Origin of the sequence: Streptomyces sp. SID5469, from assembly GCF_009862865.1 — a bacterium.
Taxonomy (GTDB): Bacteria; Actinomycetota; Actinomycetes; order Streptomycetales; family Streptomycetaceae; genus Streptomyces; species Streptomyces avermitilis.
Genome location: NZ_WWIN01000001.1, coordinates 8,201,214 through 8,218,070, shown reverse-complemented (window position 1 = coordinate 8,218,070; position 16,857 = coordinate 8,201,214). Strand labels below are relative to the sequence as shown.

Here is a 16,857-nt window from a genome sequence, read left to right as displayed (position 1 = left end):
CGGGGACCCACCGAGCGGGGTCCTCGCCACGCCACGTACAGCGCTTGACCCTACGAGGCCGGGCTTCACGGGCGTAATGCAGCAACCTTGCGCATCTCCGCAAGATCGTTGCGTTCATCGCAGCCAGGCGCGTGTTCGTTGCGCAAGCCCTTTCGATGGTTGCGCAACGGCCCCGCGGTGCCGTCTCGCGGTCAGCGCGGCAGCTCCTTGACCAGGAAGGTGCACGGGTCGGCGCACTCGTGGGTCGTCCCGTCCCCGCCCTCGTACGACCAGCGGTCGACGTACCCGGTCAGGGGCCGGTACCCGAGCCGCGCGTACAGCTCGGCCGCGCGCGGATTGTCCGTACCCACCCCCAGACCGATGACGTCGAGGCCGCGCTCCCGGGTCAGCTCCTCAGCCGCGCGGATCAAGGCGCTCCCGATGCCGCGCGAACGCAGTTCCCCGGGCCAGACGCCCAGCCCGTTGATCTCGGGACACCCGGGGCGGGCGGCCCGCACCTCGGCAGCGGCGCAGCCGGTCCAGCGCACCTCCGCGTGCCCGACGGGCCGGTCGTCGAGCCAGGCGACGAGGTAGGTGCTCTCTCCCGCCTCCTGGCAGGCAAAACGGCGGGCGTGGGAGGACGTGACGCCGGCGGAGCCGATGTACTGGTCGAGGAGCGCGACATCGGCGGCCCTGCACATGGCGATCTTCATCCGGCCAACGCTAGGCCCTGGCGGCGGCGGTACGCCGACGGCCCCCGCGGGCGTACCACGGGGGCCGTTCGAAGGGGCGTCGCGGGTCAGCTCCAGCTGGCGTGCAGCGGCTTGCCCTCGGCGTAGCCGGCCGCGCTCTGGATGCCGACCACGGCCTTCTCGGTGAACTCCTCCAGGGAGTTGGCGCCGGCGTAGGTGCACGAGGAGCGGACGCCCGCGATGATCGAGTCGATCAGGTCCTCGACGCCCGGGCGGCCCGGGTCGAGGAACATGCGCGAGGTGGAGATGCCCTCCTCGAACAGGCCCTTGCGGGCGCGGTCGTACGCCGACTCCTCCGACGTGCGATTGCGCACCGCACGCGCCGACGCCATGCCGAACGACTCCTTGTACAGGCGCCCGTCGGCATCCTGCTGAAGGTCGCCCGGCGACTCGTACGTGCCTGCGAACCAGGAGCCGATCATCACGTTGGACGCGCCGGCGGCGAGCGCCATCGCGACGTCGCGCGGGTGACGGACACCGCCGTCGGCCCACACGTGCTTGCCGTACTTCTTCGCCTCGGCGGCGCACTCCATGACGGCCGAGAACTGCGGCCGGCCCACACCCGTCATCATGCGGGTGGTGCACATGGCGCCGGGGCCGACCCCGACCTTGATGATGTCCGCGCCCGCCTCGACCAGGTCCTTCACACCATCGGCGGCGACGATGTTGCCTGCGGCGATCGGCACCTGGGGGTCGAGCGCGCGCACGGTCCTGATCGCGCTGATCATCGACTCCTGGTGGCCGTGCGCCGTGTCGATGACGAGCGTGTCGACACCCGCGTCGAGCAGCTGCTTGGCCTTGCCCGCGACATCGCCGTTGATACCGACCGCGGCGGCGATGCGCAGCCTGCCGTCGGCGTCGGTGGCGGGCGTGTACAGCGTGGCGCGCAGGGCGCCCTTGCGGGTCAGGATGCCCGCCAGCCTGCCGTCGCGGTCGACGGCGGGCGCGTAGCGGCGGTTGGCGCCGTCGAGCTTGTTGAAGGCCTCGCGCGGTTCGATGTCCGCGTCGAGCAGCAGCAGATCCCTCGACATGACCTCGGACAGCTGAGTGAAGCGGTCGACGCCGGTCAGGTCGGTGTCGGTGACCACACCGACCGGGCGGCCGTCCTCGTCCACTACGACACCCGCGTTGTGCGCCCGCTTCGGCAGCAGGGCCAGCGCGTCCGCGACGGTCTGGTGCGGGACGAGCACGATCGGCGTGTCCAGGACCAGATGACGCCCCTTGACCCAGGAGACGACCTCGGTGACGACCTCGATCGGGATGTCCTGCGGAATGACGACGAGGCCGCCGCGGCGGGCCACGGTCTCGGCCATGCGGCGGCCGGCGATCGCGGTCATGTTGGCGACGACCAGCGGGATGGTGGTGCCCGTGCCGTCCGGGGAGGTGAGGTCCACGCCCTGCCGGGAGCCGACCGCGGAGCGGCTCGGCACCATGAAGACGTCGTCGTACGTCAGGTCGTACGGGGGCTTGATGTCGTTGAGGAAACGCACGTGCTGCACATCCCAGTCGATCAGAGGTGGCCCCCGGACAGGTCAGCCAGGGGGAAGAGCACGTACTTCATTCTCCCATGACACCGGGTGTGCGGGGCCCGGACAGATCATCCAGGCTGGTCAGAGGTGCCTTGGGAGGATCCTCCGAGAGCCAGTACGACATGGAGTTCGGTGCCGGTGCCACGCCCGCGGTCACTGGCCTCGCCGAACACTTCCTGGGCGATACCCCAGTCGTGCGGCGCCGCCAGCGCGTACTCCTGCCATCCGGTGATGACGAGCAGCCGTCCCCGGGCGGGCGGTGCCCACGACAGGTCGGCGAGGCAGTCGGCGAGGGCGTCCCAGTTGCGCCCGAACCAGTCGGGCAGGCCGAGGGCGAGGGCGACACGGTCCATGAAGGCGGGCTTGGTGGTGACCCCGCCGAGGTCCAGCTCGATAGGGGTCCAGCCGCAGGCGCGCAGTACGTCGGCGAGCGTGCCGTCGGTCATCTCAGCACCGCCCTGAACGATTTGTAGTGATCATCGGTGTAGTAGATCTCGTCGCTCTGCCCCGTGACAATGCGCCGGGCCCCGCGATCGCGCGAGCCGGGCGTCTTCACCGTGTACTCGTGGTAGTAACCCCGCTGGTGCCGGGGCAGCAGCCGCTCGAAGTTCCCGAAGACCGCGCCGTCCATGGCGTACGGGAAGGGGCCGCCCCGGTCGATGCGGGCGAGGGTCTGCCGGGCCTCGGCGGGGAGCTGGGACTCCTTGACCGTGGCCATGCCGGCGGCCCATGAAGGACGCGCGGACGAGGCGGGCGCCTTGGTCGGCCCGGTCGGCGAACAGCCGGTGAGCAGAACGGCCAGACAGACGAACAGCCCCGCGAGCACACGGGGGACGGACCGCAGCAGCATGCCGCCGATGCTGTCACAGCCGTCCCTCCGCGGGCGCGCGGTCAGGGGCCGTCCGGGTCCGCCCGGTTGAGTGCGGGCCTGGGCGTGGGACCCGCCGCCATCAGGTAGTCCGCCGCCGATGTGTCCGTGACCAGGCTGGTGACCAGACCGGACCGCAGCACCGCGTCGATCGCCGCCGCCTTGCGCTGTCCGCCCGCGATCGCGACGACCTCGGGGACACGGCGCAGCTGGTCCGCCTTGACGGTGATGCACCGCTCCCCCAGGTCCCGCCCGACCCGGCGGCCGTCGGCGTCGAAGAGGTGCGCGGACATCTCGGCGGCGACCCCGAGGGACGCGTAGTGGGCGCGCTCCTCGTCGCTGAGCATGTCGTGCACCGTCGAGATGCCGGGCTCCCAGGAGCCGATGGAGACACAGGCGACCGTGACCTTGTCGAAGTACTCGAAGGCCCGCGCGATCCCCGTCTGGTTGCGCAGTGCCGCGGTGGTGGCCACGTCCGGCAGCAGCATCGGCGCGTAGATGGGGTGGGCGTCCCCGCCGGACACCTGCGCGGCACGTCGCACCGCTTCCACCGAGCCGCGCTCGGCGGTCCCGGCGTCGTACACGCCCGTCAGCTGCACCACCGTGCAGGGTGGCAGCCGGTCGAGGGCCGCCGCCATGTGGATGGTGGACCGGCCCCAGGCCAGACCCAGCACATCGCCCTCGGTGACCAGCTCGCCGAGCAGGTCAGCGGCCACCTCACCGAGGTTCTCCGGGTCGGGCGACTCCTCGGCCTCGGCCGGGGACTCGACCACAACGGCGTGCCTGAGGCCGTAGCGGGCGCGCAGCGCGTCGGAGCGCTCCGCGTCCAGCTCGGCGGGCACGCGGATCTCGATACGCACGAGATCCCGTTCGAGAGCGGTCTCCAGGACCCTTGCCACCTTGAAGCGGCTGACGCCGAACTCCTCGGCGATCTGGATCTTGGACTTGCCCTCGAGGTAGAAGCGGCGGGCCATGGCCGCCGCCTGCACCAGCTCAGCGGGTCCCATCCGCATCGCTGACCGGCCCGCCGACATACCAGACACGGCCATCTCCTCACTGCTGTTCACACTCTGGATTCGCCGTTCATCCTCGCAGATCCCGCGTACTTGATCAGCCCGGACGGTCGTCGTTCAGGTTCCGTTGGTTCAGTGGTCGCACGCCCAGGAGGCGAGGGCCGTCGCCCCCTCGGCTTGGGTGCGCAATGCACGTACCGCGTCTGCGGGGTCCGCCGCCCCGTACACCGCCGACCCCGCGACGAAGACGTCCGCGCCCGCCTCCGCACACCGCTCGATGGTGGAAGCCGAGACTCCGCCGTCGACCTGGAGCCAGAGTTCGAGCCCGTGCTTGCTGATCAGCTCACGGGTGCGGCGGATCTTCGGAAGCATGATGTCAAGAAACGCCTGGCCACCGAAGCCCGGCTCGACCGTCATGATCAGCAGCATGTCGAGCTCGGGCAGCAGGTCCTCGTACGGCTCGATGGGCGTCGCGGGCTTGAGCGCCATGGAGGCACGGGCCCCCTTGGCCCGGATCTCGCGGGCGAGCCGCACCGGCGCGGCGGCCGCCTCGGCGTGGAAGGTGACGGAACCGGCACCCGCTTCCACGTACTGCGGCGCCCACCGATCGGCGTCCTCGATCATCAGATGGCAGTCCAGCGGAGTGTCCGTCGCCCGCGCCAGCGCCTCTACGATCGGCACGCCGAGCGTGAGGTTCGGTACGAAATGGTTGTCCATCACGTCGACATGGAGCCAGTCGGCGCCTTCGACCGCCTTGGCCTCCTCGGCGAGACGGGCGAAATCGGCGGACAGGATGCTGGGGTTGATCTGCACGGCCATGCCCCAAGCCTGCCATGCCCCGGGCCGGTTGCTCTCCCCGGTCCAAAGCCGGTCCCGTCATGCGGATGTCGCGCCGGGGCCCCGCGTGCCATGCTGGCCGGGCCACCGGCTCCACAAGCGGCCACGGGGGGCGCCATGACGGTCGGAGAAGGGCGCCGTGCGCGCCGGGGACTCAGCGGATCCGTGCTGCCCCGGGGACTCGTCGGATGCGTGTGCGGACGGCGCGGCAAGTGGCTGATCGTCGCGCTGTGGCTGGTGCTGCTGGTGGTCGCGGCACCGCTCGCGTCGAAGCTCACCGGCGCCCAGGACAACGACGCGGCGTCCTGGCTGCCGGGCTCGGCCGAGTCCACCCAAGTCCTGGTCACGTCCGGCACGTTCAGGCCGGAGCAGATCCCCGCGGTCGTCGTGTACGCGCGCGAGGGCGGGCTGACCGCGCAGGACAAGCGGCGGATCGCCCGGGACGCCGACCGGATCAAGGGACTCACGGCGCACGGGGTACGCGGCGACGAGAGCCGCGGGCCCGCCTACGACACCCCGTCGGCGCCCGAGGCCGCCCAGATCCACGTGCCCATCACCATGGACGAGAAGGGCTGGCAGGAGCTCGCCCCGGCCGTCGACTCCCTCCGCGACCAGGTGGGCGGGGGCGGCGGCGGGCTCGCCGTGCACATCACGGGGCCCGGGGGCACCTCGGCGGACTTCTCCAAGGCCTTCGAGGGCATCGACTCGACGCTGCTGCTCTCCGCGATGGGCGTCGTGATCGTGATGCTGCTGGTCACCTACCGCAGCATCACCCTGATCTTCGTCCCGCTGACCGGTGTGGTCGCCGCGCTGTTCACCGCCCAGGCGCTGATCTATCTCCTCGCCGAACACACGGGTCTGACCGTCAACGGGCAGAGCGCGGGCATCCTCACCGTGCTCGTCTTCGGCGCGGGCACGGACTACGCGCTGCTGCTGGTCGCCCGCTACCGGGAGGGGCTGCGCCGCCACGAGGACCGCCACGAGGCGATGGCACTCGCCCTGAACCGGGCGGGCCCGGCCGTGCTCGCTTCCGGCGCGACCGTCGTCCTGAGCATGCTGGTGCTGCTCGCCGCCGAGATGAACTCGACGCGCGGCCTGGGTCCGGTGGCCGCCATCGGGGTGGCGATCGCGCTGCTGGCGATGCTGACGCTCTTCCCCGCCCTGCTGTTGGTCTTCGGCCGCTGGATCTTCTGGCCCGCGATCCCGCACTTCGGCGCGGCCGACCCCACGGAACGGGGCCTGTGGGCGCGCATGGGCCGCCGTATCGCCCACCGTCCGCGCCTCGTGTGGAGCGGCACGGCGCTCGTCCTCGCGGCGCTCTCCCTGGGCCTGCTCCAGCTCCGCGCGAGCGGCATCGGCAACGCGGACGCCTTCACCGGCAGGCCCGACTCCATCGTCGGCCAGGAGGTGTCGGCGCGGTACTTCCCGGCGGGCACCGGCGATCCGCTGGTCGTCGTCGCGGATCAGGCGCGGGGCGACCAGGTACGGAAGGCGGTCGCGGGGACGAAGGGCGTGGTGGCGGACAGCGTCACCGTGCCGCCGGGGACGAAACCGTCGTCCGGGGGCAAGGTGCTGTTCGAGGCGACCCTCACCGACCCGTCCGACAGCGACGCCGCGAAACGGACCGTGGAGCGGGTGCGCGACGCCGTGCACGCCGTGCCCGACGCCCGGGCGCGGGTGGGCGGCGGCAGCGCGGCGCTGCTCGACATGGACGCGGCGACGACGCACGACAACCTGGTGGTCATCCCGGCGGTCCTGGTGGTCGTCCTGCTGATCCTGGGGTTGCTGCTGCGTGCCCTGGTGGCACCGCTGCTGCTGATCGGGACGGTCGTGCTGTCCTTCGCGGCGGCGCTGGGCGCGAGCGCGCTCGCCTTCCGGCACCTCTTCGACTACGCCGGCGAGCAGACGGACTTCCCGCTGTTCGTCTTCGTGTTCCTGGTGGCCCTCGGCATCGACTACAACATCTTCCTGACCACCCGCATCCGCGAGGAGGCGGCCCGCCGGGGCACCCGGCCCGGCGTCGTGACGGGCCTCGCCGCGACCGGCGCGGTGATCACCTCGGCGGGGCTGGTGCTGGCCGGCACGTTCGCCGCTCTCGGCACACTCCCGATGGTCGCCTTCGCGGAGATCGGCTTCGCGGTGGCGCTGGGCGTGCTCCTGGACACGTTCGTCGTGCGGTCGGTGCTGGTCACGGCGCTGTTCCTGGACGGGGGCCCCAAGGTGTGGTGGCCGCACCGGTTGTCGCACGAGGACGGCGGCGACGCCGGCGCCGCCGCCACCGTGGCGGCGCCCGACGCGGAGGTCAGGCAGTCCGGCGGATGAGCGCCAGATACATGGCGTCGGTGCCGTGCAGGTGCGGCCAGAGCTGTACGTCGGGGCCCTCGCCCAGCGCCGGTACGCCCGGCAGCAGCGGGCGGGCGTCGATCAGCTCGGCCGCGACCGTGTGGTGCTTGAGGACGTCGTCGACGACCGCGCGGGTCTCGGCGAGGTGCGGCGAGCAGGTGGCATAGCCGACGACACCGCCGACCCGCACGGAGTCGAGGGCGGTGCGCAGCAGGCCGCGCTGCAGCGGCGCGAAGCCGTCCAGGTCCTCGGGCCGCCGCCGCCAGCGGGCCTCGGGCCGACGGCGCAGGGCGCCGAGCCCCGTGCAGGGCACGTCCATCAGCACCCGGTCGAAGGTGCCGGGCCGCCACGGCGGACGGATGCCGTCGGCCGCGATCACCTGATACGGCCCCGGGTTCCCGGCGAGGGCCTTCGCCACCAGCCCGGCCCGGTGCGGCTGCTTCTCGGAGGCGAGCAGCACGGCACCGCGCTCGGCGGCGAGACCGGCGAGCATGGCCGCCTTGCCGCCGGGCCCGGCGCAGCCGTCCAGCCAGGCCTGGTCGGGCCCGTCGAGGGGGGCGTTGGCGAGCGCCAGCGCGACGAGTTGGCTGCCCTCGTCCTGTACGCCGGCACGGCCTTCCCGCACGGCGTCGATGGCACCGGGCTCGCCGCCCTCCGTGAGGCGGACGGCGTAGGGCGACCAGCGGCCCGGCAGCGCGGACTCCTCGCCGAGTACGCCGAGGAGTTCACCGGCGGTGGAGCGCCCCGGGCGGGCGACGAGGGTCACCTCGGGCCGCTCGTTGTCGGCCTCCAGCAGGTCCTCGATCCCGGCGCGCCCGCCGCCCAGCGCGTCCCACAGCGCGGAGACGACCCACCGCGGATGCGAGTGCACGACGGCGAGATGGTCCTCGGCGTCGTCGTCGTACGGCGGCGCGATCTGCTCCAGCCAGCCGTCGAGGTCGTGCTGGGCGACCTTGCGCAGTACGGCGTTGACGAACTTGGCGCGCCCGTCGCCGAGCACCACGCGGGCGAGCTCGACGGAGGCGGACACCGCGGCGTGGGTGGGAATCCGGGTGCCGAGCAGCTGATGCACACCGAGGCTCAGTACATCGAGCACCGGCGGATCGACCTCGCGCAGCGGCCGGTCGACACAGGCCGCGATCACCGCGTCGTACGTCCCCTGCCGGCGCAGCGTCCCGTACACCAGCTCGGTCGCGAGCGCCGCGTCCCGCCCGTCGAAGTCGCCCTTCTGGCGCGCCTTCCGCAGCAGCGGCGGCAGGACGAGGTTCGCGTACGCGTCCCGCTCGTCCACCGCCCTCAGCGCCTCGAAGGCGAGGAAGCGGACGGGGTCCTTCTGGGGACGACGGTGGGGCTTGCCCGGCTTACGGGGCTGACGGGACTGCTCGCTCACGAAAAAGGTGCTCCGGATCTGGGGAGAAGTGCGCCTTTCAGCCTACGTCGTGGGGGCTACGGGGCGCAGCCGCCCCGGGCGACGATCCGTCCGCGGACGCGGGGCCCACCTGGACGGTCACACGTCCGTGAGCCACGGGGCCCAGCTGGACGGTCACGTCTGCGCAGGCACACGCCATACGTCCGTGAGCGCGCCGCCCAGCTCGGCGGTCACGTCTTCGCAGGCACACGACCCGGGCTCGGCGGCCTACATCCGCGGGCACACGACCCGGCTCAGCGGTCATACGTCCGTGAGCGCGCCGCCCAACTCGGCGATCACACCCCCACCGGCACACGACCCGGCTCAGCGGTCGTACGTCCGTAAGCCGCGCCACCCAACTCGGCGATCACACCTCCGCGGGCACACGGCCCGGCTCGGCGGTGCCATTGGCTCGGGGGCCGACCCGAGGCGGGGCGTGCGTCGACGGGGCCGCCTGGCGGAGCCACGCGCTACCGGTCCCGCAAGGGACGGCTGGGCATACCGCGGCTGCCCCACCGGACGGGAGCCGCTTCCTGGTGGCCCGTGGCCGGTGGCCGATGCCCCGGTGGCCAGGGACAGGCGCCCCCACAGCCGGTGCCCCGGTCGCTCGCGGCCGGGGGCAGAGGCCCCCGCAGCCGGTGGCCGATGCCCCGGCGGCCAGGGACAGGTGCCCCCACAGCCCGTGCCCGATGCCCCGGTGGCCAAGGACGGGCGCCCTCGTAGCCGGCGCCCCGGTGACCGGTAGCCGGTAGCCGGCGCCCGGTGCCCCCGTCGGACGCGCGTCGTAGCCCAGCGGCCGCGCCCCCGCGGCGCGGGAGCGCGGGTCACGCGCCGAGGGGCTCGCCGTCCGTGATGCGTACGCCGCGTGCCCAGTCGGCGGCCCGCATCGGCTTCTTGCCCTGGGCCTGCACCCACAGCAGCTCGACGGCGTACGAACCGGTGCCGACGTACACGTTGTTCTTGCCGACGGACAGCGCGCCCGGGGCGAGATCGGTCCGCTCGGGCACCGGGACGACCTGGATGAGCTTGAGCCGCTCGCCGCGGAACACGGTCCAGGCACCGGGCGCGGGCGTGCACCCGCGCACCACCCGGTCGACCCGCAGCGCCGGCGTAGACCAGTCGACGTGCGCGTTCTCGACGGTGATCTTCGGCGCGAGAGTGATGCCGTCGGCGGGCTGCGGCACGGCCTTCAGCTTGCCCTCCTCGACACCGTCCATGGTCGCGACGAGCAGCCCGGAACCGGCGAAGGCGAGCCGTGTGAGCAGGTCGCCGCTGGTGTCGGTGGGCCGGATCTCCTCGGTGACGGTGCCGAAGACGGGCCCGGAGTCGAGTCCCTCCTCGATGAGGAAGGTGGACGCTCCGGTGATCTCGTCCCCGGCCATGATGGAGTGCTGCACGGGAGCGGCACCGCGCCAGGCGGGCAGCAGCGAGAAGTGCAGATTGACCCAGCCGTGCGCCGGAATGTCGAGGGCGACCCGCGGCAGCAGCGCGCCGTAGGCGACGACGGGACAGCAGTCCGGCGCGATCTCCCGCAGCCGCGCCAGGAACTCCTCGTCCCGCGGCTTGACCGGCTTGAGCACCTCGATCCCGGCCTCCTCCGCCCGCTGGGCAACGGGACTCGCGACCAGCCGCCGTCCCCGCCCGGCCGGGGCGTCGGGCCGCGTCACGACGGCGGCCACCTCATGCCGCCCGGAGGCGATCAGAGCGTCCAGGGCGGGAACGGCGACCTCGGGAGTACCTGCAAAGACGAGCTTCATGGGTGGATGTCGGCCTCTCGGGCGGGAGTTCTGTCAGCCCCGCGCGATCCGGCTGCGCAAAGCCGTGCGGGGCAGCGCACCAGTCTATGGGAGCAGGAGTTTGAGGGGGCGTATGGCTGTGGAACGGAGCCGTACGCCCCTCGACGCCGTCCCTGACAACTCCCCTGACGCCTCTTTGGAGATACCCCGGCGAGTCATCGGGGCCGGGGCGTACGGGCGTGCGCGCGCCCTGTGTACATGCTCATACGCCCCCGCACCGTGACCACAATCCCCGAAGCGCGTTGGTCAAGAGAGAGTTGACCACAACGGGCCGCAATCGCGGCCCGATCCTTTTCAACGCCGGTTCGAGAGGCTTGTTCATGGCCGACCACGCAACCCACGACGCCCAGGCTCGGGCCAGCCTGCACTTGCTGGTGCGGGACATCGAGCGGGTCCGCCGGCAGGTGGACGCACTGCGCACGCTCACCGCCCAGTTGGGCAACGTCTACCGCCCACGCCGCTCCGGCCCGTCCACGGGCTTCGTCGTCTACGGACGCGCTCCCGCTCCGACCGTCCGCCTCGCCCAGGAACTGCGCGACAGTGTCGAGACCCTGGTCACGGCCGCCGTGGACTTCGACCGCTCCCTGGGCTTCTCGTGGGACGCGGTGGGCTCCGCGCTCGGAGTCACCAAGCAGGCGGTGCACCGCCGTTACGGCGCGCGGCGCGCCGCCGCCCAGGCAGCCGCGGACGCCGAGCGCGCGACCGAGCCGACGGCCGCTCGTACGGTGAGCGTCAACACCGGCATCCCCACGGTGCCGACGGTCCCCGCGGCCCGCTCCATGCCGACCCAGCCGACGGCGGGCAGCCCCACGCTCCGCGACGAGGCCAGGCCGACGGCCTTCCCGGGCCCGCGCAACGGCTGACCAGCACACGCGGAACGCACGACGGCCGACACCCGACGGCCCCCTCCCCTTGTCTGCCTCCCGGTGTACGACCGGGAGGCAGCCGTATGCCGGGACCCGCCCGGGCACACGCTCGCACCACCGCACCGCCGCACGTACGTCCCCCCACGCCCGAGCCACCCGAGCCACGGCGAGCAACCCGAGTCACTCACGTCACCCGATGTCCGGCGGATCGATCCGAATCCGCACCGGGGCCTCGCTCCCGTTCCCCCCGCCCCCACGCGCCATCCGAGCCGCCTGCGCGGTCTTCAACGCGCCGGCCAGCGCGGCCCCGCTCCCCGGCGGCACCCGGACGAGCGCTCGCTCCCACCGCTCCCCCGGCGGCGGCCCGCCCACGCGCCGAGGCCGTCCGGCCTCCGTGACCGGCAACGGCACCGGCCCCAACACCTCGGCGTCCGAGGGTAGTTCGACCCCGCTCAGAAACCCCGCGACCGCCTCGGCCGTCCCCGACACGGCGGCCATCCGCGACACCGGTGGAAACCCCAGCTCGGCCCGCTCGGCGAGTTCGCGCACCGCGTGTCCGACGGGATCCCAGCGCACCAGCGCCTGCACAGGCCGCAACGTCGGCTCGGCGACCACGACCACGGTCCCGCCGGCCGCCTGCCCCCGGACGAGCGCGGCCGCCCCGATCCACCTCCGCAGCGCCTCCTCCCCGGCCCGCAGATCCGGCCGGCCGAGCATGGCCCACCCGTCGAGGAGCAGGGCAGCCGCGTACCCGCCCTCGGCGACCGGCTCGGCCCCCGGCGTACTCACCACGAGCGCGGGCGCCCCCGAGACGGTGTCGAGCACCTGCTCACGCCCGGAGGTGCGCACCGGCACGGCCGGGAACGCACGACCCAGCTCCTCGGCGGTCCGCCGCGCCCCCACGACCTGCGCCCGCAACCGGAACCCACCGCACTCCGGACAGTGCCAAGCCGCGTCCTCCCGTCCGCACCAACCGCACCGCAGCGCCCCGGCGTCGTGCGCCTCCAGCGGCCCCGCGCAGTGCCGGCACCGCGCGGGCGCCCGGCACTGCGCGCAGGCCATCCGGGGCACGTAACCCCGCCGGGGCACCTGCACCAGCACGGGTCCGTGGCGCAGCCCCTCCCGCACGGCCTGCCAGGCGAGGGTCGGCAGCCGCGCGGCCCGGGCCGCCTCGTCCCGCGCGAGATCCCCGTCCCCCACGGTGCGCACGAGAGGAGCAGCCGCCCGTACCTGTTCCCGCTCGGCCACGAGCGGTGCCGCCCACCCGCTCTCGACAAGCTGCGCGGCCTCCACCGTGCAGCTCCAGCTCCCCAGCAGAAACCCGCACTTGTCCCGGGTCGCCCGAAGCTCCAGCACCTCCCGCACATGGGGAAACGGCGCGTTGTCGTCGCTGTGGGAAGCATCCCCGTCGTCCCACACGACAACGAGCCCGAGATTCCGCACGGGCGCGAACATCGCGGCCCGCGTCCCGACCACCGCCTGCACGGCCCCCCGCCGCACGGCCAGCCACTCCCGGTAGCGCCGCTCCTGCCCCGCGTCGGCGGTCAGCAGTGCATGCCGCCCCTCACCCATCAGCGCGCGGAGCGCCGCGTCGACGCGCGCGGCGGGCCGTCCGGCCGGCACGACGACGAGCGCGCCGCGCCCCGAGGCGAGCGTGGCCTGCACGGCCCGGGCGATCTCCTCGGCCCAGTCGGGCCCCGGCAACGCGGTCCACACGGCCCGGGGCGAACCCCCGGCGGCGAGGGACTTCACAAACTCCGCCCCGCGCGCGTACCGCCGCCAGGAGCCGGGTTCGGGCGCGGGAGGAGCCGGCAGCGGCTCGGCCGTCTTGCCGGCCTCGGCCCGCCCGTGCCTGGGCGGAACGGCCAGCTGGAGCACATCGGCGAGGCTCCCGGCGTACCGGTCGGCGACGGCCCGGGCGAGCCCGAGCAGCTCAGGGCCGAGCACGGGCTCGGGGGACACGACCTGCGCGAGCGCGGCCAGCGGCCCGCCGTAGTCGGACTCGGCGACCCGCTCGACGAGGAAGCCGTCGATCAGTGAGCCGCCCTCCCGCCTGCCGTCCCGCACGGTGCGCCCGCCGGCTCCGAACCGCACACGGACGCGCACTCCCGGCTGAGCGACGGCAGCCAGTTCCTCGGGCACGGCATAGTCGAAGTACCGATCAAGATGAAGTACGCCCTTGTCGACCAGCACACGCGCGACGGGCAACTCCTTGGCCAGCGCGGCTCCCCGCCACGTCCGCGGCTTGGCCTTGGGCACCTTGGCCTTCCGCACGGCCTCACGGATCAACGCAAGCTGCTCCGGCGGCGCCTCTTCGCCACCGCCGCCCCCCTGCCCGTTCTCGCTGCTCACACCAGCATTCTTACCAAACCCCACTGACACCGACGCGCGCCCGAGATCAGTCCGGCTGCGGATCACGCACGCCCGAAGGGCGCTTCCGCCATGGACCGCTCGGCCATACCGGTCCAGGACCGGCAGCAGGATTCGAACCTGCGAGGGAGACACCCCAGAAGTACCCGCACCCGTCGCACCGGGCCGCGTCGTCGGCCTCCCGAGATCGATCCGGCCACGGCTCGTCCCAAGTTTCACAGCACGCCGAAGCACGCTCCACCGAAGTATCCGAGGCCTCCGCACCGGGAGATCACCAGCGTACGAAGACGCCACTTTGGTCCGCCAGCCATTTGCGTACCCGATCCGGGCCGCCGCGGCACCCGGCGCTCGACACGGCGGAGCCCGGCACCCCGAGGGAATGCCGGGCTCCGAAACAGAACGTCAGGCCGTTACAGCCCCACAGCCGTCCGCAGCGCGTCCACCCGGTCCGTCCGCTCCCACGTGAAGTCGGGGAGCTCGCGGCCGAAGTGGCCGTACGCCGCCGTCTGGGAGTAGATCGGGCGGAGCAGGTCGAGGTCGCGGATGATCGCGGCCGGGCGCAGGTCGAAGACCGTCGCGATGGCCTGCTCGATCTTGTCGGCCTCGACCTTGGCGGTGCCGAAGGTCTCGACGAACAGGCCCACCGGCTCGGCCTTGCCGATCGCGTACGCCACCTGGACCTCGCAGCGGGACGCCAGACCCGCGGCGACCACGTTCTTCGCGACCCAGCGCATCGCGTACGCGGCGGAGCGGTCGACCTTGGACGGGTCCTTGCCGGAGAAGGCACCGCCGCCGTGGCGGGCCATGCCGCCGTACGTGTCGATGATGATCTTGCGGCCGGTGAGACCGGCGTCACCCATCGGGCCGCCGATCTCGAAGCGGCCGGTGGGGTTGACCAGGAGGCGGTAGCCCTCGGTCTCCAGCTTGATGCCGTCGTCGAGGAGCGCCTTCAGCTCCGGCTCCACCACGAACTCGCGGATGTCGGGGGCGAGGAGCGAGTCCAGGTCGATGTCCGAGGCGTGCTGCGAGGAGACGACCACGGTGTCCAGACGGACCGCCTTGTCGCCGTCGTACTCGATGGTGACCTGGGTCTTTCCGTCGGGACGCAGGTACGGGATCGTGCCGTTCTTGCGGACCTCGGACAGGCGGTGCGACAGACGGTGCGCGAGGTGGATCGGCAGCGGCATCAGCGTCGGCGTCTCGTCCGTCGCGTAGCCGAACATCAGGCCCTGGTCGCCCGCGCCCTGCCGGTCCAGCTCGTCCTCGTCGCCCTCGACCCGGTTCTCGTACGCCGTGTCGACACCCTGCGCGATGTCCGGGGACTGCGAGCCGATCGACACCGACACGCCGCAGGAAGCTCCGTCGAAGCCCTTCTTCGACGAGTCGTAGCCGATCTCCAGGATCTTGTCGCGGACCAGCTGGGCGATCGGTGCGTACGCCTTGGTGGTGACCTCGCCGGCCACGTGCACCAGGCCGGTCGTGATCAACGTCTCCACGGCGACCCGGGATGTCGGGTCCTCACGCAGAAGCGCATCAAGAATGGTGTCGCTGATCTGGTCAGCGATCTTGTCGGGGTGGCCCTCGGTCACGGACTCCGAGGTGAACAGGCGACGGGACACAACGCTCCCTGGGGTTGCAGCGGCTGCTGGCTGATCATTGGCGGACGGGACGGAGGCTGCGCCCGGCGTCGTCCGAGAACAGTTTATCGGTCGCACTCGGCCATCCGCCCCCCTGTCTCGCCTCTCGGGAGCGCTGTGACCTGCGGCACGGGCATTCTGCCCAATGCCACGGGGTCTCCGCCAGCCTCACCACACCCGCTTTCGAGCGATTCGAGACGGCCCTTTGGGCGAATGGGACCGTCACCCGAGCCGGGGCACGACCAGATCCCACACGGTCTCGGCCAAGGCCTCCTTGGGCCCGTACGGCACCGGGATCTCGCTTCCGTCCGCGCCGAGCACCACGGCCTCGTTCTCCTCCGAGCCGAACGTCCTGCGCTCCCCCACCTCGTTCACCACGAGGAGGTCGCAGCCCTTGCGTGCCAGCTTCGTACGGCCGTTGGCCAGGACGTCGTCCGTCTCGGCGGCGAAGCCGACGACCACCTGACCGGGGCGCGGCCGGTCGGCCGAGATCTCCGCGAGAATGTCCGGATTACGGACCAGAACGATCGCTTCCGGCTCCTGGCCGTCCTTCTTCTTGATCTTTCCGGTCGCGTACGTCGCCGGACGGAAGTCCGCCACGGCCGCCGCCATCACCACGGCGTCGGCGTCCGAGGCCGCCTTCAGCACCGCCTCGCGCAGTTGCACGGCCGTCCCGACCTGGACGACGTCGACACCCGCCAGGTCGGGCAGCCCGGTGTTCGCGGCGACCAGGGTGACCCGGGCGCCGCGCGCGGCGGCGGTGCGGGCGAGGGCGTACCCCTGCTTGCCGGAGGAGCGGTTGCCGAGGAAGCGGACCGGGTCGAGCGGCTCGCGCGTACCGCCGGCGCTGACGACCACGTGCCGGCCGGCGAGGTCCGGCCGTGCGGCGCCGCGCGCGAGCACCCGGCGGCAGACCTCGAAGATCTCCGTGGGGTCGGGCAGGCGGCCCTTGCCGGTGTCGACGCCGGTCAGCCGGCCCACCGCGGGCTCGATGACGAGGGCGCCGCGGCGGCGCAGCGTCGCGACGTTCTCCTGGGTGGCCGGGTGTTCCCACATCTCGGTGTGCATGGCGGGTGCGAAGACGACCGGACAGCGTGCGGTCAGCAGCGTGTTCGTGAGCAGGTCGTCGGCGAGGCCGTGGGCCGCCTTGGCGAGCATGTCGGCGGTGGCGGGGGCGACGACGACCAGGTCGGCGTGCTGGCCGATGCGGACGTGCGGCACCTCGTGGACGTCGTCCCAGACCTCGGTGGAGACCGGGTTGCCGGAGAGCGCGGACCAGGTGGCGGCGCCGACGAAGTGCAGCGCCGAGCCGGTGGGCACGACGCGGACGTCGTGTCCCGACTCCGTCAGCCTCCGCAGCAGCTCACAGGCCTTGTAGGCGGCGATGCCGCCACTGACTCCCAGCACGACCTTCGGCTTGTCCACCGGGTCTCCCCACACTCGTGAAATCTACGGCTCC

Annotated in this window: 13 protein-coding genes; 2 read left to right on the top strand and 11 right to left on the bottom strand. The window is 72.7% G+C overall.

Annotation, left to right across the window (positions count from 1 at the left end):
• Window positions 1–191: 191 nt before the first annotated feature.
• The 6 genes from GTY58_RS35740 to rpe form a co-directional block, all read right to left on the bottom strand.
• A complete protein-coding gene (locus tag GTY58_RS35740; RefSeq protein ID WP_010988283.1) occupies window positions 192–692 on the bottom strand; it encodes a GNAT family N-acetyltransferase in 501 nt (166 codons plus the stop codon).
• Window positions 693–778: 86 nt separating this feature from the next.
• Window positions 779–2,221, bottom strand: a complete 1,443-nt coding sequence (locus GTY58_RS35735; RefSeq protein WP_042494618.1) for a GuaB1 family IMP dehydrogenase-related protein — start codon at window positions 2,219–2,221, stop codon at window positions 779–781.
• 107 nt (window positions 2,222–2,328) lie between these two features.
• On the bottom strand, window positions 2,329–2,706 hold the full coding sequence (locus GTY58_RS35730; RefSeq protein WP_010988281.1) for a barstar family protein: 378 nt from the start codon (window positions 2,704–2,706) through the stop codon (window positions 2,329–2,331).
• Entirely contained in the window at window positions 2,703–3,110 is a 408-nt protein-coding gene (locus tag GTY58_RS35725) for a ribonuclease domain-containing protein (protein ID WP_010988280.1), read from the bottom strand. Before GTY58_RS35725 ends, GTY58_RS35730 begins: the two co-directional genes overlap by 4 nt.
• Window positions 3,111–3,151: 41 nt before the next feature.
• Entirely contained in the window at window positions 3,152–4,195 is a 1,044-nt protein-coding gene (locus GTY58_RS35720; RefSeq protein ID WP_010988279.1) for a sugar-binding domain-containing protein, read from the bottom strand.
• Window positions 4,196–4,273: 78 nt separating this feature from the next.
• Entirely contained in the window at window positions 4,274–4,960 is a 687-nt protein-coding gene (rpe, locus tag GTY58_RS35715; RefSeq protein ID WP_010988278.1) for a ribulose-phosphate 3-epimerase, read from the bottom strand.
• 135 nt (window positions 4,961–5,095) lie between these two features.
• On the opposite strand from rpe, the gene GTY58_RS35710 reads away from it, so the two are divergent.
• On the top strand, window positions 5,096–7,300 hold the full coding sequence (locus GTY58_RS35710; protein WP_042493930.1) for an MMPL family transporter: 2,205 nt from the start codon (window positions 5,096–5,098) through the stop codon (window positions 7,298–7,300).
• Here GTY58_RS35710 and GTY58_RS35705 read toward each other — a convergent pair.
• Together GTY58_RS35705 and fmt are read right to left on the bottom strand one after the other, a co-directional pair.
• Window positions 7,281–8,711, bottom strand: coding sequence for a transcription antitermination factor NusB (locus GTY58_RS35705; RefSeq protein ID WP_010988276.1), 1,431 nt, complete (start codon window positions 8,709–8,711; stop codon window positions 7,281–7,283). The two genes, GTY58_RS35710 and GTY58_RS35705, sit on opposite strands and share 20 nt — an antisense overlap.
• Before the next feature lie 842 nt (window positions 8,712–9,553).
• Window positions 9,554–10,486, bottom strand: coding sequence for a methionyl-tRNA formyltransferase (fmt, locus tag GTY58_RS35700; protein ID WP_010988275.1), 933 nt, complete (start codon window positions 10,484–10,486; stop codon window positions 9,554–9,556).
• A 359-nt stretch (window positions 10,487–10,845) separates the two neighbouring features.
• Here fmt and GTY58_RS35695 point away from each other — a divergent pair, with 359 nt between their 5' ends.
• Entirely contained in the window at window positions 10,846–11,388 is a 543-nt protein-coding gene (locus GTY58_RS35695) for a hypothetical protein (protein WP_010988274.1), read from the top strand.
• A gap of 192 nt (window positions 11,389–11,580) precedes the next feature.
• Here GTY58_RS35695 and GTY58_RS35690 read toward each other — a convergent pair whose 3' ends face one another.
• The 3 genes from GTY58_RS35690 to coaBC all read right to left on the bottom strand — a co-directional run bounded on the left by GTY58_RS35690 (window position 11,581) and on the right by coaBC (window position 16,823).
• Window positions 11,581–13,743 carry a primosomal protein N' gene (locus GTY58_RS35690; RefSeq protein WP_010988273.1) on the bottom strand — a complete coding sequence of 721 codons (2,163 nt, stop codon included), beginning with the start codon at window positions 13,741–13,743 and terminating at the stop codon, window positions 11,581–11,583.
• 428 nt (window positions 13,744–14,171) lie between these two features.
• Window positions 14,172–15,380: a methionine adenosyltransferase gene (metK, locus tag GTY58_RS35685; RefSeq protein WP_010988272.1), complete on the bottom strand. Its 1,209-nt coding sequence runs from the start codon at window positions 15,378–15,380 to the stop codon at window positions 14,172–14,174.
• A gap of 240 nt (window positions 15,381–15,620) precedes the next feature.
• Window positions 15,621–16,823, bottom strand: a complete 1,203-nt coding sequence (gene coaBC, locus GTY58_RS35680; protein WP_037646585.1) for a bifunctional phosphopantothenoylcysteine decarboxylase/phosphopantothenate--cysteine ligase CoaBC — start codon at window positions 16,821–16,823, stop codon at window positions 15,621–15,623.
• Window positions 16,824–16,857: the final 34 nt, after the last annotated feature.

Bases quoted from the DNA above. Each gene is read 5' to 3' on its own strand.
- GTY58_RS35710 (WP_042493930.1), top strand. From the start codon at position 5,096: ATGACGGTCGGAGAAGGGCGCCGTGCGCGCCGGGGACTCAGCGGATCC.
- fmt (WP_010988275.1), bottom strand. From the start codon at position 10,486: ATGAAGCTCGTCTTTGCAGGTACTCCCGAGGTCGCCGTTCCCGCCCTG.
- rpe (WP_010988278.1), bottom strand. From the start codon at position 4,960: ATGGCCGTGCAGATCAACCCCAGCATCCTGTCCGCCGATTTCGCCCGT.
- GTY58_RS35740 (WP_010988283.1), bottom strand. From the start codon at position 692: ATGAAGATCGCCATGTGCAGGGCCGCCGATGTCGCGCTCCTCGACCAG.
- GTY58_RS35730 (WP_010988281.1), bottom strand. From the start codon at position 2,706: ATGACCGACGGCACGCTCGCCGACGTACTGCGCGCCTGCGGCTGGACC.
- GTY58_RS35695 (WP_010988274.1), top strand. From the start codon at position 10,846: ATGGCCGACCACGCAACCCACGACGCCCAGGCTCGGGCCAGCCTGCAC.
- GTY58_RS35725 (WP_010988280.1), bottom strand. From the start codon at position 3,110: ATGCTGCTGCGGTCCGTCCCCCGTGTGCTCGCGGGGCTGTTCGTCTGT.